This window comes from Catellatospora chokoriensis (assembly GCF_011297315.1).
GTDB lineage: Bacteria > Actinomycetota > Actinomycetes > Mycobacteriales > Micromonosporaceae > Catellatospora > Catellatospora citrea.
Window position 1 is genome coordinate 1 of the sequence record NZ_JAAOTI010000037.1, and the last position, 19487, is coordinate 19487.

13 protein-coding genes, 1 tRNA gene and 1 pseudogene are annotated in these 19487 nt (G+C 73.5%); 4 read left to right on the forward strand and 11 right to left on the reverse strand.

Annotation, left to right across the window (positions count from 1 at the left end):
• Positions 1–890: pseudogene (locus HAV39_RS36830) on the reverse strand (amino acid transporter); the annotation flags it as partial.
• 117 nt (positions 891–1007) lie between these two features.
• Here HAV39_RS36830 and HAV39_RS36835 point away from each other — a divergent pair.
• Positions 1008–1080 (forward strand) — tRNA-OTHER (locus tag HAV39_RS36835).
• A 26-nt stretch (positions 1081–1106) separates the two neighbouring features.
• A complete protein-coding gene (locus HAV39_RS43465; protein ID WP_191843791.1) occupies positions 1107–2813 on the forward strand; it encodes an ankyrin repeat domain-containing protein in 1707 nt (568 codons plus the stop codon).
• A 3-nt stretch (positions 2814–2816) separates the two neighbouring features.
• On the opposite strand, the gene HAV39_RS36845 is transcribed toward HAV39_RS43465, so the two are convergent.
• The 8 genes from HAV39_RS36845 to HAV39_RS36880 all read right to left on the reverse strand — a co-directional run bounded on the left by HAV39_RS36845 (position 2817) and on the right by HAV39_RS36880 (position 16515).
• The gene (locus HAV39_RS36845) at positions 2817–4487 is read right to left on the reverse strand and encodes a PucR family transcriptional regulator (RefSeq protein ID WP_239120402.1); all 1671 of its coding nucleotides are present in this window, start codon (positions 4485–4487) and stop codon (positions 2817–2819) included.
• A 212-nt stretch (positions 4488–4699) separates the two neighbouring features.
• Positions 4700–5857, reverse strand: a complete 1158-nt coding sequence (locus tag HAV39_RS36850) for a M20/M25/M40 family metallo-hydrolase (RefSeq protein WP_239120401.1) — start codon at positions 5855–5857, stop codon at positions 4700–4702.
• Complete coding sequence (locus HAV39_RS36855; RefSeq protein ID WP_191843792.1) at positions 5857–9192, reverse strand: serine hydrolase; 3336 nt, start codon at positions 9190–9192, stop codon at positions 5857–5859. Before HAV39_RS36855 ends, HAV39_RS36850 begins: the two co-directional genes overlap by 1 nt.
• A 107-nt stretch (positions 9193–9299) precedes the next feature.
• Positions 9300–10346, reverse strand: coding sequence for an ABC transporter ATP-binding protein (locus HAV39_RS36860; protein WP_191843793.1), 1047 nt, complete (start codon positions 10344–10346; stop codon positions 9300–9302).
• Entirely contained in the window at positions 10343–12259 is a 1917-nt protein-coding gene (locus tag HAV39_RS36865) for a dipeptide/oligopeptide/nickel ABC transporter permease/ATP-binding protein (RefSeq protein WP_239120400.1), read from the reverse strand. The genes HAV39_RS36860 and HAV39_RS36865 overlap by 4 nt, the downstream gene beginning before the upstream one ends.
• 3 nt (positions 12260–12262) lie before the next feature.
• Positions 12263–13255: an ABC transporter permease gene (locus tag HAV39_RS36870; protein WP_239120399.1), complete on the reverse strand. Its 993-nt coding sequence runs from the start codon at positions 13253–13255 to the stop codon at positions 12263–12265.
• A gap of 184 nt (positions 13256–13439) precedes the next feature.
• On the reverse strand, positions 13440–15023 hold the full coding sequence (locus HAV39_RS36875; protein ID WP_191843794.1) for an ABC transporter substrate-binding protein: 1584 nt from the start codon (positions 15021–15023) through the stop codon (positions 13440–13442).
• A gap of 109 nt (positions 15024–15132) precedes the next feature.
• Positions 15133–16515, reverse strand: coding sequence for a serine hydrolase domain-containing protein (locus HAV39_RS36880; protein WP_191843795.1), 1383 nt, complete (start codon positions 16513–16515; stop codon positions 15133–15135).
• 262 nt (positions 16516–16777) lie between these two features.
• On the opposite strand from HAV39_RS36880, the gene HAV39_RS36885 reads away from it, so the two are divergent.
• Both HAV39_RS36885 and HAV39_RS36890 read left to right on the forward strand, forming a co-directional pair.
• Complete coding sequence (locus HAV39_RS36885) at positions 16778–17425, forward strand: hypothetical protein (RefSeq protein WP_191843796.1); 648 nt, start codon at positions 16778–16780, stop codon at positions 17423–17425.
• 67 nt (positions 17426–17492) lie between these two features.
• Positions 17493–18245 (forward strand): aminoglycoside adenylyltransferase domain-containing protein, encoded by a 753-nt coding sequence (locus HAV39_RS36890; protein WP_191843797.1) that lies wholly within the window; start codon positions 17493–17495, stop codon positions 18243–18245.
• 99 nt (positions 18246–18344) lie between these two features.
• On the opposite strand, the gene HAV39_RS36895 is transcribed toward HAV39_RS36890, so the two are convergent.
• Positions 18345–18866 (reverse strand): hypothetical protein, encoded by a 522-nt coding sequence (locus HAV39_RS36895; RefSeq protein ID WP_191843798.1) that lies wholly within the window; start codon positions 18864–18866, stop codon positions 18345–18347.
• A gap of 70 nt (positions 18867–18936) precedes the next feature.
• Positions 18937–19413, reverse strand: a complete 477-nt coding sequence (locus HAV39_RS36900; RefSeq protein ID WP_191843799.1) for a hypothetical protein — start codon at positions 19411–19413, stop codon at positions 18937–18939.
• Between the last annotated feature and the right edge of the window lie 74 nt (positions 19414–19487).

The window sequence follows — 19487 nt, forward strand, 5'->3', positions numbered from 1 at the left end:
TTGCGGGTGTTACGCACCCGCGACGCCATCCGCGCGCGGCCGTCCTCACCCTCGGCGGCGACCAGCGGCATCATGCTCACGCCGGTCTCGAACCCGGACAAGCCCAGCACCAGCAGCGGAAACGCCAACACCGCCGGGCCCAGCATCCCACCGAAACCGCCACCACCACTGATCAACGCATCCGCCCAGCCCGTCCACGCGCCGGGCGTGGTGAACACCTCGACCAGCCCGTACACCGCGATCACCGCGTTCAGGCCCAGGAACACCGCGACCAGGGGGATCGCGACACCGACGGCCTCACTGAAACCGAGCAGGAACACCCCGCCCAGGATCAGCAGCAGCACCACCGTGATCGTGACCGCATGCCCCTCCAGGAAATGCGGGGCCAGGGGGTTCTCCAGCAGATGCACCGACGCGTCAGCCGCCGACAGCGTGATCGTGATGATCCACGACGTCGCCACGAAACCGAGCAGCACCAGCACGAACGCCTTACCCCGCCAGAACGGCAGCAGATCCTCCAGCATCGCCACCGAACCCTGCCCGTGCGGACTCTCCTTCGCCACCCGCCGATACATCGGCAACATGCCCAGCAACGTCAACGCCACGATCAGCAACGTCGCCAACGGCGACAACGCACCCGCCGCAGTCGCCGCGATCGCGGGCAGATACGCCAGGGTCGAGAAGTAGTCGACACCGGTCAGGCACATCACCTTCCACCACGACTGCGGCTTGGCGTGACTCTCATCAGCCTCCGGACCCACCGGCTGCACCCGATGCTGCAGCAACCAGCCACCGAGCCGACCGGCGGGCGGGCGCGCCCCCTCAGGACTGTCGACGACGGCAGGAATGGCGTACTCGACTGCCTTGGCGGTGGTGGTGTGGCTGCTCATGACCTTCCGATGCCCGATGTGCGAACCCGATTCGCGACCAGGGGACACCTTAGGCCTGCCGGTCACGTCCCACACACCCGCGTCCGCTGTCGGAGGCGCTGGGTACGCTGCCGGCGGCAGGCCGTAGCGCAGAGGTCGTCGCGCCACTTCGCGCAGTTGGAGGACGCCGGTTCGAATCCGGTCGGCCTGCCACCCACCGTCGGAGGAGGTGTGCGGATGATCACGCTGCTGCGGCCGGACCTGACGCAGTGGCGGCGCATCCGCGACCGCATGCCCTCCCCCGCGGCGGTCGCCGCCGCCGCGAGCGCCCGCGCCGCCGGTGACTGGCGCGCGGCCGCCGCGTTCGCCGACGCCGACATCGAGGTGGACCTGGACGCGGTGCGGGAGCGGTTCGGCACGCAGGCCGCGGCCGACATCGACGATGATCTCCACCACCTGGCCCTGGACCTGCTGCTCTGGCACCTGCCCCGGCACCAGGGCGGGATGACCACGCTGCGGGCCCGGACCAGCGCCGTGCTCGCGCCGCGTGCCGTGGACCACGGCACCCCGCTGATCCGGGTGCGCCTGCCGCTGTCGCCGACCGGCCCGCAACGGCTGCGCGTGGACGTGCTGACACTCAGCGAGCTGGAATGGCACCGCTGGTACGTGGCACCGCGCCACAACTGGGACGTACGCGAGACCGACGCACTGCGTACCGCGTGGGGCTGCGCGGCGGACCGGCCGCCGCTGCTCGCACCCGACGGCTCGCCGCTGCCCTGGTCCGCGCTCGGGACCGGCGACGACACGGCCGCCGCGACCGAACGTGTCTACCTGATGCTGGCCGCGGGCGAGCACACCGCCGCCTGGCACGCCTGCGGCATCGAGATCCCGTTCACCGAGACCAAGGCGCTGCAGCGCCGCTCCGCCGGGCCGACCTGCCCGGTCGGGCTCGCCGACGAGATCCGCGCCGCGGCCGCGACCTTCGCCCAGCGCCCCCGGTTTCCCGCCGAGCGGGTGGACACGCTGTTCGGGGCACATCTCAACGTGAGCGTCGGCGACGATCTGATCGCGGCGGAGTCCGACCCGCACGAGTACAACGAGGGCCCGCCACAGGTCGCGAGCGGCCCGGTCCCGGCCGACCTGGCCCTGCTCCACGCCGGGCTGCTGACCCCCGCCGAACTGCACCCGCTGCTGCGCGCCGCCCTGTTGCCGGCCCTGCCGCACGCGGCCCCGCCCCGACCGGCCGGCCGCGCGCCGGCCCGCCCCGGACCCGTGGCCGCCCCAGCCCCTGCCATGCCGACCGGGCGTGCGCCGGAACCGGCGGCGGGTGAGCCCGGTGCGCCGGTCCGGGTGCGCTGCCGGGGCGAGTGGCATGTGGTCAGCGTGCGGGACGGGGCGCTGCGGCTGCACGACCACGATGCCGACGAGCTGCGCCGGGAACAGACGCTGCGGGTGCTGGGCGGGCCGGGCGCGGGCTGCTTCGCGGTACGCGACACCTGGCTGTCCGGGGTCGGCCGGCTGCCGAAGGGGCTCACCGCCCAGCGCAGGCGGGTGCGCGAGCAGATGCTCGACGGCGACACCGACTGGCTGCTCGACGCCCTGGCCCGGGGTGTGGTCGATCCGCTGATGCGCGACGGCGGCGGCTGGTCGCTGCGGCACATGGCGATGTGGGTCGACCACGCCCGGCTGCTGCCGCTGCTCGACGCCGCCGGCCTGCCGGTGGACGTGCCCGACCGCATCGGCCGCACCCCGCTGTACGTGGCCGTGATGAACGGCGGCGACCCGGCGCTGATCCGCGCGCTGCTCGACGCGGGCGCGGACCTGCACGCGCAGACGGTGCACGGCGCGAGTCCGAGTAGCGTGGCCCACGATCACGCACGCCGCGACGACCTGGCGTTCCTCAGGCATCGGCGCAGCGGAGGCGACGACGCCGCCCGGCCCTGACCCTCAGGCCCGGCGCTGCTCCGGTGTGATCACGCGCAGCTGGAGCATGGCGGCGAAGCGAGCCTCCGGGTCGGTCAGGTCCAGGCCGCCGACCTCGGCCAGGCGGCGCAGCCGGTAGCGGAACGTGTTCGGGTGCACGTACATCGCCGCCGACGCCGCGATGACGTCGCCGAACGCGTCCAGCCACGCCCGCAGCGTGTCCACCAGGTTCGCGTGGTGCTGCTCGTCGTACGCGAACAGCCGCGCGACCGGCCCGGTCGGCCGGTCGCCGCGCGCCGCCACCAGGTCGCGCAACTCCAGCACCAGCGACTCCACGTGCACGTCGGCCAGCCGCGCCACGCGGTGCCCGTGCGTGCCGTGCGCCGGGCCGGAACGCAGCACCCGCAGCGCCCGGTCGGCCCCGGCCCGCGCGTCGGCGAGGCCGCCCGCGTCCGCCGCCACCGCGCCGATGCCGATCACCGCGCGCACCCGGTCGCCGACCCGGTCGAGGAAGTCGGTCGCGATACGCAGCGCGCGCTGCTCGCCGTCGCCGTCGCGGGGCACCGGCAGCAGCCCGTACGCGACGTCGCCGACCAGCGCCGCGACGCAGCGCGGATGCACGGCGCTCAGGTGCATCGCGAGGCCGTCGGCGAGGCGCTGGCGCTCGCTGGTCAGGTTGACGTCCGCGCCGATCGACTCGTTGCCGGGCGGCAGCATGGCCAGTGCCAGCACCACCACGGGCTGATCGGCCAGGCCGAGGCGGTGCAGCGCCTCGCGCGCTCCCGCGCCGCCCTCCAGCGCGGTGCTCAGCAGGTCGGCGCGCAGCCGCCGTTCCACGTCCGCGCCGGCGCGGATGCGCAGCATGTGCAGCGCCACGAGGCGGGCCGCGTCGCGCAACGCCTGGCTGCGCTCGCCGCTCAACGGCTCGCGCACCGCCGCCCAGATCGAGCCGAGGACCTCGTCGCCCGCGCGCACCGCGACCGCCACCCGCGGCACGCTGAACCCGCCCGGCTCGCCCGGCGGCTCGACGTACACCGGCTGGTCACTGCGGTACAGGTCGCGGAACACGCCGCGCTCGGCCAGCATGCGCGCGTAGTACTCGGGCACCTGGCGACCCAGGATCGTCTCCACCCGGGACGGGTCGGCCTCGTCCTGGCGGCCGGAGAACGCCAGCACGCGGGAACTGCGATCCTCGATCGTCACCGGCGCGTCGAGCAGCGCCGCGACCGCGTTGGCCAGGGCGAACAGGTCACCTGAGGGCATACCCCCGATGGTCTGCGGTTCGGCGTCGCCGACGTCGCCCTCGGCGAGCAGCGCCCGCAGCAGCGCGGCCAGCTGCGCCCACGACGCGCCGCGGGTGAGCGCGAGCAGCGCCACGCCCGACTCGTCGGCGGCCTGGCGGAGCTCCGGGGTCAGCGCCAGCGGCGCGCGCAGCACGAGGGCGGTCGCGTCGTGCCGGCCCAGGGTGCGCAACAGCGTCGCGACCTCGGCGGGTTCGCGCAGGCCGACGCCGAGCACGAGGGCGCGCTGCGGCAGCACGGGCTCTTCGAGGGGGTCGTGGATGGCGACGCCGCCGATGTCGCCGCCGCGGTCCGCGTCGCCGTGGACCAGCTCGAGCAGCGTCGCGCCGAGATCGTCGAGGACGCGGCCGAGGGTGGCCTGGGAACGCAGGTTCATCTTCACTGGCGCGAGCACCGTCCGAACATAGGAGCAGGACGGCAAGGCTAGTTCGTCCCACCCGCCAACACCAGGCCCCCGTTTCGTCCGGGCGCACCGTTCGCGCACAGTCGCCCAAGATCGTTCGACTTGCCTGGCACTCGTGCGAATCATGGAGCGCCATTCGCCCATGTGCCAGGCAAGTCGAACGATCAAGGCGCGCGGGGCGGGCGCGGGGCGGGCGGGGGCGGTCAGGTCAGGAGGTCGGTGGTCAGGGCGGTGAGGAGGGCGGTGCGGGTGGGGAGTTCGGCGATCAGGACGTGTTCGTCGTCGGCGTGGGCGCCGCCGCCGACCGCGCCGAGGCCGTCGAGGGTGGGTGTGCCGACGCCCGCGGTGAAGTTGCCGTCCGACGCTCCGCCGACGGCGGCGCAGGTCAGTGGGGGCAGTCCGAGTTCGGCGGCGAGCTTTTCGGCGCGGGCGTACAGGCCGGCCGAGGACGCGGCGTCCAGCGGCGGCCGGTTCGGGCCGCCCACCAGCTCCAACGCCGCCGCATGGTTAGGAAGGGCACCTTCCGCTACAGATAACGATGGGAAGGTGCCCTTCCTTTCCACGCCGAGGAGGCTGAGGTGGATGCGGGATTGTTCGGTGGGGGTGCGGACGCGGACGTCGATGGCGAACTCGCCCGAGGCCGGGACGGTGTTGGTGGTGGTGCCGGAGGTGAGGAGAGTGGGGGTGACGGTGGTGCCGAGAGTGGGGTCGGCGAGGGCGGCCACGGCGAGGACTGCTTCGGCGAGGGCGATGGTGGTGTTGACGCCGCGTTCGGGTTCGAGGCCGGCGTGGGCGGCGCGGCCGGTGGCGCGTACCCGGTAGAGGGAGACGCCCTTGCGTTCGGTCTTGAGGGCGCCGCCGGGGGCGGAGGCTTCCAGGACGAGGGCTGCGGCGCAGCCGGTGGCTTCCTGCTCGACCAGGGTGCGGGAGCTGGGCGAGCCCAGCTCCTCGTCGCCGGTGACCAGGATCGTCACGCCGTCGCGGTCCGGCAGCGCGGCCACCGCGTGGAAGATCATGGCGAGCCCGGCCTTCATGTCGAAGCAGCCGGGCCCGCGCAGCACCCCGCCGTCCACCGTGAACGGGTGGGTGGCCAGCGAACCGATCGGCCACACCGTGTCGTGGTGGCCGAGCAGCAGCACCCGCGCCGGGCCGGCGCCGAAGCGCCAGCGCAGGTGGGTGCGCCCGTCGCGCACGATGCGTTCCGGTGCGACGCCGAGGCGGCGGCCGCCGACGCGGGCCACCACCTCGGCGCTGCGCGCCACCGCGGCCAGGTCGTCCGACGGGGATTCGCAGGTCACGAGTTCCTCGATGTCGGCCAGTAGGCCCGGCAGCGCGTCGTGCATCCGCGTGAGCAGCGACATCAGCCGACCTTGGGGGTGGCCCGCACGCCGAAGTGCACGTACCGCTCGCCGGTGGGCAGGCCGTAGAACGTCACCGGGGTCCAGGTCTGCTGGCCCGGCTCACGCACGACGTACAGGTCGGGGGCGACCGGGGTCAGCGTGAACTCGTGCACGGGGTCCGGCATCAGCGAGGCCAGCGGCCCGGTGATGGTCACCCGCAGCACGCCGTCGGCGAGCACCTCCACCCGGGAACCGGCCCGCTCGTACACGCCCACGTGCGGCGTCAGGTCCGACGCGACCGGGCCGGCCGGCGGGGCGAGCGGGTGCGGCATGGCCACCCCGGCGAGCTCGGCGAAGATCTCCCGGTACAGCTCCTCGTACAGGTCGCGGGCGTTGCCGCCGTTGGTGAGCATGGTGACGGCGAGACCCTGCGCGGGCAGCATGCGCAGGAACGCGGCCTGCCCGATGGTGTTGCCGTCGTGGCCGATCAGGCGCGCCCCGTCCCAGCCGAACCGGATCCAGCCCAGGCCCCACGAGTCGCCGAGGGAGTGCTTGTCGGGCAGGTCGGCGTGCAGTTCCGCCATCGCGGCGGTGCTGTCCGCGCTCAGCACGCGGGTGCCGTCGGCGGCGAGTCCGCCGGTCAGATGCATCCGCGCGAAGGCGAGCACGTCGGCGGCGCTGGCGCTGATCAGGCCGGCCGGGCCCAGCGCCCGGGGCAGGCCCCAGACCGGGGCGCGCAGCTGCTCGCCGTCCGGGCCTGCCACGTGACCCACGGCGGCACGGTGCAGCAGCGCCTCCTCGGGCAGGGTGCCGGTGCGGGTCAGGCCGAGCGGGGTGAACAGCCGGTCCCGCATCGCCTTGTCCCAGGTGCCGCCGGTGAGCCGCTCGATGACGTACCCGGCCAGCGAGAACCCGGAGTTGCAGTAGGACCACGTCGCGCCGAGCGGGTGGTTCTGCGCGACCTCGGCCAGCAGTGCGGTGTACGCCTCCAGGCAGTCGTCGCCGCGGCCGGTGTCGTCGAACACGTCGCCGTCGATGCCGCTGGTGTGGGTCAGCAGGTGCCGCATGGTCACCTGCTTGGCCACGTCCGGGTCGGACAGCCGCAGCTCGGGCAGCACCTGCGAGAGCGGGGCGTCGAGGTCGAGCAGGCCCTCGTCGACCAGCTGCAGCGCGACGGTGGCGGTCCACACCTTCGAGATCGAGCCGATCTGGAACACCGAGTCGGTGGTGGCCGTCACGCCGGTGTCGCGGTTGAGCAGGCCGTACGCGGCCTCGACCAGCTCGTCGGGCCGCCCGTCGACGCCGACCCGCAGGATGCCGAGCGTCGCACCGGGCACCTTGTGCCTGGCGGCCAGCGCGGACAGGCGGCGCTGCCAGTGCGCGGCGTCGACCGGCGCGCGGCCGGTCCCGGCGTACTGCTCGACCCAGTCGACGACGCGGCGGTTGAAGTCGACGCGGTGCGAGGGCGCGCCGTCGAGGATGAACAGGTGCGAGCCCTCCGGGTACAGCACCAGGCTGGTCGGCACACCGTTCTCGCGCAGCCCGGCGTGCCACTGCTGGGCCTGCCCGACGGGGCAGCGCAGGTCCGCGCCGCCGTGCACCACGAGGGTGGGCGTGCGCACCTGGTCCACCCGCGCGAACGGCGACATCGCGGCATACCGGGCCGGGTCCTGCCACGGCAGCCCGCCGAGTTCGTGCACGGCGAGGAAGTGGCCCTGGTCGGACGTGCCCGCCATGCTGTCCAGGTCGCTGACGACCCCGCCCGCGACGGCCGCCGCGAAACGCCCGTCCCGGCTGGTCAGGTAGCAGGTCATGAACCCGCCGTAGCTGTAGCCGGTGACCGCGAGCCGCGCCGGGTCGGCGAGCCCCTCGGCGACGAGCTGGTCGATCGGCTCCAGGAAGTCCTTGGCGTCGCCGTCGCCCCACGCGCCGACCGCGGCGTTGAAGAAGTCCTCGCCGTAGCCGTCGCTGGCGCGCGGGTTGAGCAGCAGCACCGTCCAGCCGCGGGCGGCGAGTTCCTGGTGGTAGAGGTGGATCTCGTCGGCCGCGCCGTTCCAGGCGTTGTGCGGGCCGCCGTGGATGTCCAGCAGCAGCGGTCGCGGGCCGGTGACGGCGGGGTCGCGAACCAGCCAGCCGTGCACGACCGTGCCGTCGGAGACGGTGAACTCGCGCTCCTCGCGGGTGAACAGCCCGGACAGGTCGGGCCCGTGCGAGGTGCGCACGTCACGCGTGCCGGTCACCGGGTCGACGGTCACGATCTCGCCGTACGACGTGGGGGTGCCCAGCACGATGACGGCGGTGTCCCCGGCGACGGCCATGCCGGACACGTTGAGCCCGGCACCGGCGAGGACCGGGCGGGGCGTGCCGCCGTCGGCGTCCACGGCGTACAGGTGGGTGCAGCCGCGGTCGCGCACGCAGAACAGCACGGTGCGCCCGCCGTCCACGAACCGGGGCACGGCGCCCGGGTAGCCGGGGCCGCCCGACATGACGTTGCGGTCCAGCGCCGCGGCCAGGTCGACGGCCGGACCGCCGTCCAGCGGCAGGCGCAGCAGCCGGGCGTGCCCGACCGGCCCGTCGATGCCGCCGACGACCAGCAGGTGCTGCCCGTCGGGCGTCCAGCCGACCGGGCCGGCGACGCCGTCGGCGAGCCCGACCTGACGCGGCACGGCCGCCGGGTCGGTGACGTCGAGAACGTGCACGGGCACGCGTACGCGCAGGTCGGCGTCGGCTGCGGTGGCCGCGGCGAAGGCGAGCGTGGTGCCGTCGGGCGACCAGGACGGGTCACCGGCGTGCCAGTCCCCCGCGGTCACCTGGCGCACCTGGCCGGTGGCGACGTCGAGCACGTGCAGGTGCTTGCGCATCGTGCGCAGCAGGCCCGCGCCGTCGGCCTGGTAGTCGAGCCGGTCGGCGACGATCGGGGCCTTGGCCCGCCGGGCGCGGGCCGGGTCGTCCTCACCGTCGGCGGCATGCGTGTCGACCGCCGCGCCGAACGCGATGCGGGTGCCGTCGGGGCTCCACACCGGCGCGCCCGCGCCCAGCGGCAGCGTGGTCAGCCGGGTCGGCTCGCCGCCCGCCGCGGGCAGCAGCCACAGCTGCGCCGGGCCGTCCTGGGCGCGCAGGAACGCGACCCGGGTGCCGTCCGGCGACCACGCCGGGGCCGAGTCGGCGTCACCGCGGGTGAGCTGCTCGGCCTCGCCGGTGCGCGTGCCGACCCGCCAGATCGCGTGCCGGTTGCGGTCGGACTCGGCGTCCGCGGTGCGCAGCACGTACAGGATCGTGCCGCCGTCGGGCGACAGCGCGGGCTGCTCGGGCACCGCGAACTTGGTCAGATCGTCGATTCGCTGGCGTGTGGTCACCGGGATCTCCTCGCTGGTCGGTCAGGTCGATGTCGTCGCGCCGCCCGGTGGGGCGGCGACTGCTTCGTCGGGCGGGCCGCGGCCGGGTCGGCGGTGGGCCCCGTGGGTCAGGACAGCGGGTCCGTCGGCGGTCCGCCGGGTGTGGTCGCGCCGGGTCGCTCGGCCGGGTGCGACGTGCGGCCGCTCCCGGATGCGTCGGGCTGCTCGGTGGCGCTCGCCGCGAAGTGGCAGGCGGCCCGATGCCGACGGCCCTCGCCGGTCGGCGCGGCATCGCGGCACACGGCGCGGTCCGCGTGCACCAGCGGACCGACCGGGCAGCGCGGGTGAAACCGGCAGCCGGCCGGCGGGTGGTGTGGATCTGCCGGTTCGGCGTCGGCGACCTGCGGCGGCGGGCCGTCGGGGAACGTCGCGCCGCCCGGCCGCCGTGCCGCGGCCAGCAGTTCGCGGGTGTACGGATGCTGCGGGTCCGCGAGCACCGACGCGGCCGGACCGTACTCGACGATGCGGCCCAGGTACATCACCGCGATGTAGTCGCTGACGTAGCGCACCACGGCCAGGTCGTGCGTGATGAACAGCATCGACAGCCCCAGGCTGCGGTGCAGGTCGCGCACCAGGTTCAGCACGGTGCCCTGGATGGACACGTCCAATGCCGAGGTGATCTCGTCGGCGATCACCACGTCGGGCCGTCCGGCCAGCGCCCGGGCCAGCGCGACCCGCTGCCGCTGCCCGCCGGACAGCTCGGCCGGGTGGCAGGCGGCGCGGTCGGCGGGCAGGCCCACCAGTTCCAGCAGCCGGGCCACCTCGTCGCGGCGGCCCGCCGCACCCGCCACCGCCCCGCGCGGGATCGCCTCGGCGATCGAGGAGCCGATCGTCATCCGCGGGTCGAGCGAGGAGTACGGGTCCTGGAACACCATCTGCAGTGGCCGCCGCCCGCCGCGCGGCAGCGGCCGCCCGTCGAGCAGGATGCGCCCGCCGGCCACCGGGGTCAGCCCGACGGCGGCCCTGGCCAGCGTCGACTTGCCGGAGCCGGACTCGCCGACGAGCCCGACGACGGCACCGGACGGCACCGTCAGGTGCACCCGGTCGACCGCGGTCATGGCCCGCCGCCCGCTGCCGAACCGCACGGTCACGTCCTCGAAGGTCAGCTCGCTCATCGCCCCTCCCCTTCCGTCGCGGCGGACAGCACCGGCTCGGGGCGCTCGTCGGCGTGCCAGCACGCCACCCGCCCGCCCGAGCCGTCGTCGACGAGCGCGGGATCGGCGCGTCCGCAATGATCGTCGGCCAGCGGGCAACGCGGCGCGAAGGCGCAGCCGGGCGGCGGTGCGGCCGGGTCGGCGGGCCGCCCGGGGATCACCACCAGCGGCTGGTCGCGGTCGGTGGCCAGGTCCGGCACAGCCCCGAGCAGCGCCCGGGTGTACGGGTGCCGCGCCCCGCCGCGCAGCCGCGCCACGGGCAGGTCCTCGACGAACCGCCCCGCGTACATGACCAGCACCCGGTCGCAGACCTGCTCGACGACGCCGAGGTCGTGGCTGATCAGCAGGACCGCGACGTCGTCGGCGGCCCGCACCTCGGCCAGCAGCGAGAGCACCTGGCGCTGCACGGTCACGTCGAGCGCGGTGGTCGGCTCGTCCGCGATGATCAGTTTCGGTTCACCCATCAGGCCCATGCCGATCATGGCCCGCTGCCGCATGCCGCCGGAGAACTCGTGCGGGAACTGGCGTGCCCGGCGTGCCGCGCCGGGGATGCGCACCGCGCGCAGCCGGTCGACGGCCCGCGCCAGCGCCGGCCCGCGCCGCTGGCCCAGGTGCTGCTCGGCGACCTCGGCGAGCTGGCGGCCGATGCGCTGCACCGGGTTGAACGAGGTCATCGGGTCCTGGAAGACCATGGTCAGGGACGTGCCGAGCAGCCGCGGCCGGGCCCGGGGCGGGGTGCGCAGCAGATCGTCGCCGAGGAACTCCAGCCGCCGTGCGGCGACGTGCCCCGGCTGCTCGATCAGCTGGGCGACGGCGAGCGCGGTCAGGCTCTTGCCGGACCCCGACTCCCCGACGATGCCGACCGCCTCGCCGCGCCGCAGCGTGAACCCGACCCCGCGGACCGGCGTGACCGGTCCGAAGGAGACCCTCAGATCCTCCACGACCAGCACCGCATCGTCCTGCCCGGCGACACCGGCGCGGTCCGCGCCACGCCGTTCCGCAGGCGCGGCGACGTCGACGGATGCGCCACGGGCAGGCGCCGTCGTGGTGCGCGGCCCGACGGCTTTCGCCGCCGCCTCGCCGACCAGGTTGAACGCCAGCCCCGCCAGCACCACGGCCACGCCGGGCACCAGCGCGGCGGCCGGGTTGAGGTAGATGCCGTTCAGTCCCTCGCCGAGCAGCCGCCCCCAGTCGTAGCCGGGCGTCTGCACGCCCAGGCCCAGGAACGACAGGCCCGCGAAGGCCAGCAGCGAGCCGCCCGCCGCCATCGTCGCGTTGACCAGCAGCGGTTCGGCGATGTTGGGCAGCACGTGGCGCAGCAGCACGCGGACCCGCCCGACGCCGGCGATCCGGGCGGCGGCCACGAAGTCGCGCCCGGCGACGGTCGCGGCCAGGGTCTGCGTCAGCCGGGCGAACCCGGGTGCGATGGCCAGCCCGATCGCCGGGACGGCGCCGCTCGCACCCGCCCCGAAGATCACCGCGAAGGACAGCGCCAGCAGCAGGCCGGGGAACGCGACGGCGATGTTCACCGCGGCCGTGACCAGGCGGCCCAGTCGCGGCCCGAGCAGCAGCGGCGCGGTGCCGAGCAGCAGCCCGACGGCCACACCCAGGCCGGTCGACAGCAGCGCCAGCCACACCGAGGTACGCGTGGCCACCAGCACCCGGAAGAAGATGTCCCGGCCCAGGTTGTCGGTGCCCGCCCAGTGCTCCGCCGACGCCGGGGCCAGGATGTGCGCCGTGTCGACCGCGTCGGCCCGGCCGCCCCACAGCAGCGGCGCGACCACCGCCAGCAGCAGCACCACGCCCAGCAGCACCGCCGTGGCCATGCCCACCGGCGTCCGCAGCACCCCGGCCCACCTCGCCCGCGACGTCACCGCTCAGCTCTCCCTGATCGTGGAACGGGGGTCGAGCAGCGCCAGCGCCACGTCGACCACGAGGTTGACCAGCAGCACACCCAGGCCGTACACCAGCACCACGCCCTGCACCACCGGGTAGTCCTTGGCCAGGATCGAGCTGACGATGGTGCTGCCCAGGCCAGGCCAGGCGAACACGTTCTCGGCCAGCACCGTGCCGGCGACCATGCCGCCGAGCAGCAGCCCGCCGACGGTGATCGTCGCGGTCAGCGCATTGGGCAGCGCGTGCCGCAGGTAGACCCGCCGGTCCGGCAGGCGTTTGGCCCGCGCGGTGCGGATGTACTCGGCCTGCAGCACCGCGAGCGTCTCCACCCGCACGATGCGGGCCAGCACCGACGCCGGTCCCAGCGCCAGCGCGAGCACCGGCAGCACGTACGACGACGCGCCCTGGCGCATCGCCACCGGCGCCCAGCCCAGCTCGACGCTGAACACGTAGACCAGCCCGACCGCGACCAGGAACTCGGGCACCACCGCGAGCAGCACGCTGCCGGAGGTGAACGCCAGCTCGACCGGCCGACGCCGCCCGCCCCGGGTCAGCACCGCCATGACCAGGCCCAGCGGGATCGACACGAGCACCGCCAGGGCGAACGCGAGCCCGGCCAGCTCGGCCGTGGCGGGCAGCCGGTCGCCGATCACCTGCGACACCGGCATGCCCGACAGCATCGAGGTGCCGAAGTCACCGGCGAACAGGTGGCGCAGGTAGTCGGCGTACTGCTGCCAGAGCGGGTTGTTCAGGCCCAGCGCCGCGCGGCGGGCCTCGACCAGCTCCACGGGTGCGGTGTTGCCCAGCGCGGCCCGGACCGGGTCGCCCGGGATCAGGTGGATCATCAGGAACGCGGCCGTGACGAGCACCCACACCGAGAACAGCAGCCGGCCGAGCCGGCGGGCCGCGAAGCGCAGCCAGGGGTTGCCGGTGAGGTTCGCGAACACGGCGGTGGAGGCGGTTGTGCTGGTCACCGGCATGGCCTCCGTCACATCGTCGGGTTCGGTGATCAGATCCTGCCCGCCCGGCCGCCACCCGGTCTTGGTACGCCCGCACAAGGCGACCCGGTCGACCCTGTCCGCCCGCACCACCCCGGCAGGAAACAGACGGTGCCATGACCCGGAAGGGGGTCATGGCACCGTCTGCGGCGCGGATCTGTCAGGCGAGCATGCGGATCGAGCCGGGCGTGACGCTGCCCTGGCTCAGCTCGAACGCGGCGCCCTTGCCGAAGATCGGCACCGTCGAGTCCACGAACGGCACCACGTCGAGCCGCTTGAACAGCGCCTCCTCGGCGGCCTGCCACTTGGCGCAGCCGCCGCTGCCCGCGATCGCGGACGCCGCCTGCACACTGACCGTGTAGTCGGGGTTGTCGATCGAGGCCAGGTTGACGCCGTTGGGCGGGGTCGCGCCGGACAGGAACGGCACCAGCTGGGTCGGCAGGTTGACCCCGAGCGGCAGGATCGCCGCCTGCCAGGCACCCTGCCCGCCGACGACGAGCTGCCCGACCTCGGCGTCGCTGAGGCCCTTAACGGTGACCTCCGCGCCGAGCGCCGTCCACTCCTTCTGCAGCAGCTCCGCCGCCGCCTGGGTGCCCTGGCCGACGCTGGTCGGGAAGTACAGCAGCAGCGCGAGCTTCTGCCCGTTCCTGGCACGCACGCCGTCCGCGCCCGCGGTCCAGCCCGCGGCGTCCAGGGCGGACTTCGCGGCGGTCGCGTCCTTGGCGGGCAGCAGCGCCGCGGCGTTGCCCGGCGGGCAGGGGCCGCCCGGTGCGACGAGCCCCGCCGAGCGGCGGCCGGTGCCGCTGGTGACGACCTGGCCGAGCTGGTCGAGGTCGAGCGCCTGGGTCAGGGCCCGGCGCACGCCTTCGTCCGCACCGGCCATGCCCTTCTTCTGGTTGAACCACAGCTCGCCGAGCGGCGATGCGACAACCCGCTCGTGCAGCTTGGCCGCCCGCAGGCGCTGGGAGTCCGGGCCGACCATGACGGCCGCGTTCACCTCGCCGGACAGCAGCAGGTTCGCCGCGGTGGTGCCGTTGGCGACGACGCGCAGCACGACCTTGTCGGGCAGGCCCGCCTGGTCTTTATTCCAGTCACCCGGACCCCACGCGTACTCCTTGCGCCGGGTCAGCGTGTAGTGGTCACCCGCCACGGCCTCGGCGACGGTGAACATGCCGGTGCCGTCGGAGCCCTGCTTGAGCTGGTCGCGCGCGGCCATGCCCTTCTTGCACACGATCGGCAGCCCGCCGACGTTGCGGTCGAGGAACGCGTCGGGCGACGGCGAGGTCACCGTGACGGTGCCGGCCGCGTCGTCACCCACGGCGGTCGCGCCCGCCGGCACGTAGACGCCGATGCGTGTGGACGCGTTCTTCGGGTCGCCGACGAAGGTGATGTTGGCGGCGATGTCGGTCGCGGTGAGCGGGCTGCCGTCACCACAGGTGACCCCCTTGCGCAGGGTGAACGTCGCGGTGGTGGTGGTCGCGTCCCATTTCTCCGCCAGGCCCGCGACCATGCTGCCGTGCTCGTCGACGTTGACCAGCGAGTCGTAGAGGAACCGCCCGGCCTGCAGCGCGGTGGACACCGAGGTGAAGTGCGGGTCCAGGGTGCCCGGGTCCGATGCCAGCACCAGCGTGAACGTCTTGCCCTCGGCATAGGACCCGCTGCCCGCGGGCTGCCCGCCACCGCCGCAGGCGGCGAGCGCCAGGGTGAGCGCGCCCGCCGCCGTGACCGTCGTTATCGATCTCATCGTGCCTCCGTTAGCAGGATTGTGGGGCGCAGCCTGCCCGCCGCGGCGGCGGCTGTGTTCGTGCCGGACGACCAGCCCCCGGGGCCGGATCCGTACGCCGGACCGAAAGTCAGGCCGTGCGCCGGGTGGCGCGTCCGCTGTGGACGTACCGGGCCCGGCCGTCCTCGTCGCCGACGAAGACGTGCGGCAGGTGCACGCCGTAGTGCGGTTCGGCGGGCAGGAAGACGTCGCCGTGCAGGTGCACCAGCTCGCTGCGCTCGGCCTTGCCGCCGAGCTCGGCCAGGATGCCGCGCGGCGTCTGCGCCAGCCAGATCCGCCCGTCGCCGTCCTGGCTCACCACCAGCTCGGCCACCTCCGAGGCGTACGTGCCCAGGTAGCGGGCCGCGTCGACGCGCGACGGCTCGGCCGGCGGCACCGGCATCACCGGCATCTCGATCCCGGCCAGCTCCCGCAGCAGGTGCGGGAACAGCTCGGTGTACAGCGCGATCGGGTTGCCGCCGTTGGCGTTCAGCGCGATCGCGACACCCTGCTCCGGCGCGATGCGCAGGAACGCGTTCTGCCCGATGGTGCCGCCGTCGTGGCCGAAGACCACACCGCCCGCCCAGTCGAACTGCTCCCAGCCCAGCCCCCACGCGTCGCCCATGAGCCCCGAGCAGGGCACCGTCACCTGGCGCTGCTGCATCGCCGCGACCGAGGCCGGGCTGAGCACCGCAGTGCCGTCTGCGGCACGGCCGCCGTCGAGGTGCATCCGGACGAAGGCCAGCAGGTCGCGCGGCCGCATGGCCAGCATCGCCCCCGCCGGCGCGTTGGACCGTGCCAGCGCCCAGATCGGCGCGGGCACCGGGTCGGCGTCCGGGTCGGGCTGCAGGTGGCCGACGGCGGCACGGTGCAGAATCGCCTCGTACGGGCCGGTCGCGGCGTGGCTCAGCCCCAGCGGCGTGAACAGGAACTCGCGCAGGCAGGCGTCGTACGGCTTGCCGCGCAGCACCTCCACGACCCGCCCGAGCACGCAGTAGCCGGCGTTGTTGTAGGAGAACAGCTCGCCAGGCGGGAACAGCTGCGTGGTGGCGCCCAGCGTCGCGACGTACTTCTCGACGCAGTCGTCGCCCGGGCCGGTGTCGGTGAAGATGTCGCCCTCGAACCCGGCGGTGTGGCACAGCAGCTGCCGCACCGTGACCGCGGCCGCGGCGGCCTCGTCGGCCAGCGCGAACTCCGGCAGGTAGCGGCGCACCGGCGCGTCGAGGTCCAGCCTGCCCTCGTCGGCCAGCTGCATGACCAGGGTCGCCGTCCACACCTTGGTGATCGAGCCGATCTGGAACACCGCATCGGGCGTCGCCGTCACCCCGGTCGCCGTGTTCAGCACCCCGGCGGCATGGTCGACGACCTCGCCGCCGGCGTACACCGCGATCGCCGCGCCGGGCACCCGGTGCTCGGCCAGCAGCTCCGGCAGGCGCACCTGGAGCCAGTCATGGATCTCGCTCAACTTCGACATGCGCCACACCCTAGGTTCGCCCCACCCCCGCGCCGTTCGTCCGCACCAACGAACCCCCGCCCCCGCCTCCGTCGCTCGACACGAAGGAAGGGCACCTTCTTATCGATTCGCGATGCAGAAGGTGCCCTTCCCATCGATTCATCGGCAGACGTCGCGCACGGGCCTGCTGTCGGTCTCGCGACGACGCGTCGCCCGAGCCGCCCCGCCGCCCCTATCGTGCAGTGGCCCGACCTCCTATCCCGCTGTCGCAGAAGGACCACCCATGCCGCTCCACCCCCGCCGCGCCGCCCTGCTGATGATCCCGATCCTCGCCCTCGCCGGGGCGGCAGCCGCCTGCAAGTCCGGCGGTGACTCCCCGTCGGCCGCGCCGAGCGCGGTCACCGTGCTGACCCCGTCGCCCGAGGCGGCGTCACCCAGCCCCGCCAAGCCGGCCACCCCCGTGCCCACCTGCGCCGAGGTCAAGGATGCGATGGTGCGCGGCCTGATCGACCCGTACTACGCGTTCGGCAAGGACGGCGCGCCGCTGACCGAGGGCATGTTCTCCGGTGAGGACGGCCTGGTCCTCGCCGTGCAGAAGCCGTGCGCCACCGGCGACCTGGGCGGCGAGCTCGGCAACGTCACCGTCGGCACGATCATGAGCAGCGTCGTCGACACCACCGGCCGCTACTGGGGCGTCATGCTATGCACCAAGGCCCCCGACCGGGCGCAGTGCGTGGTGCACTTCGTGCTCGGCGACCGGGACCCCATCGAGTCGGTGAGCATCGCCGACCAGAAGCTCACCCTGGTCTACCTGACCCGCCCGGCCGACGCCGGGTCCGCCGTGGTCAGCGTCAAGCGCACCGCCGTGTACGCCGCCGACGGCTCCATCCTCAAGGAGCAGTCCCACACCGACGCGCCCTACACGCCGTGACCGACGCCCGGCGGGTCCCGTGCCGCCACGGGCGGGACCTGCCGGGGCGGCGTGCGATGGTGGGCTGATGACCTTGCCCGCTGCCGAGACGGCATACCTGCACGCGGTCACCGACCGGCTACGTGAGCTGCTCGGCAAGCGGCTCACCGGGGTCTATCCCACCGGGTCCGTCGCCCTCGACGGCTACCGGCCCGGCCGTAGCGACCTCGACCTGATCGCCGTCGGCGAACGCCTCACCGCCGCCGACGCCACCGCCGTGGCCGCCGCGCTGGACCACGCGGCGTTGCCCTGCCCGGCGTCCGGGCTGGAGTTCGTGCTCTACGACCGAGCCCAGCTGGCCGAGCTGACCACGCAGGACGGCTTCGCGCTCAACCTCAACACCGGCCGGGAGCTGCCCGCGCTCGCCGAGTTCGGACCGCAGGGGCGGCCAGGCTTCTGGTATCCCATCGACCGCGACATCATTGCCCAGCAGGACCGGTCGCTGACCGGACCGCCGTTCACCACCCTCGCCACGCGCCTGGCGTATCCGCTGCTGCGGCCCGTGGTCGCCGCGTCGGTCGCCGCGAACGACGGCCCCGACCTGAGCGACGACGCCGTGCTCAACGTCTGCCGCGCGCTGCGCTGGCGAACCACGCGGCACTGGGTCGCCAAGGCGGAGGCGGGACGGTGGGCGGCCGCGGCGGTGCCCGAGTTCGGTACCCTCATCACCGCTGCCGTCGCCGGTCACGGCCAGGGTCGCGCCGGCCGCGCCGTCGACGCCGCCGCGGCGCGCGCCTTCGTCGGCTACGTCCTGCGCCGCCTCGGTGACACGGCGGACTGAGTCCGGTCGCGTGGCCCGCGCGGGCGGGCCTGGGTGACGCCCCGCCCCGGGACGGCCCGGCGGTCGGGCCGGGCCGTCACTCACGGAGCCGATGAGCGATTACGAGACCTGCGGTGATCCGAGCAGGGACCAGATGAAGTCGCCGCCCCCGTCACCGTCCATGTTCCACCGGATGTGGCCGTCGCTGGTCCAGCCGTTGACCGGCGAACTACTGGTGTAGCTGGGAGCGTAGCAATACCTGGTTCCGTCATTGTAGGTGTTGATGTCCGCCGTGTAATTGCAGTAGTCGGTCGTGTAGTCGTCGTCGTTGTGCTCGAGACGCACCCGGGAGCCGAAGTTGTCGAACTTGTACATGTGCGGGTCGGTTCTGGTCCAGCTGATCTGGGCCCACGGCTTGCGCGTGTAGTAGCCGTTGCCGTACGAGCTCTGAACACACATGTAGACCCTGACCTCGACCGGCGAGATGCTCGGCAGGAAGAACACCTTGGTCTGGGAGGAAGTGCATTGCGTTCCCGTGGCGGCGGCTGCGGGAGAGGTCCAGAGAGTGAGCAGTCCGGCCAGCATCAATGCTGCCGCAGTGAGCCCGGAGATGAGTTTCCGAGGCGAGATGAGACGACGCACGGACTATCCTTTCGAGAATCGGTGTCTGGAGGTGGAGGCGAACCGAGATCGGTCGATGCCGGAATGCTTGCTACGAGACCTGCGGAGATCCGGTCAGGCTCCAGATGTAGTCGCCCTCGCCGTCACTGTTGTAGTTCCACCGGATGTGGCCGTCGGCGGTGAAGCCGCCCACCGAAGTCGAGTTCCAACTCGGGGCGTAGCAGATCTCCCTGCCGCTCGTGCTGTGGTTCATCTGGTAGGTGAAGTTGCAATAGTCGGTCGTGAGGTCGTTGTCGTAGTTCTCGAGACGTACGCGAATGCCGAAGTTGTCCCACTTGACGCCGCCGTATGCGCTTTCCCAGGTGTACTCGATCCAAGGTGTGCGGCCGTACATACCGCTGCCCAGGTAACTGCTGTAGATGCACACCTTGACGATGACCGTCACCGGGTGCTTGCCGGGCGGGCTGTAGTTCTTCTGCTGCCAGTTCGCACAATGTGTTCCCGTTGCGGCTTGAGCAGGGGACGCGGTGAAGCCGAGCACTCCGGTCAGCATCAACGCTGAAGCCACGAAAGTGGAGAGTGCTCTTTGGGGGACGGTGATGCGCACGGTTGTCCTTTCGACGATCGGAACCTTGACGGCAG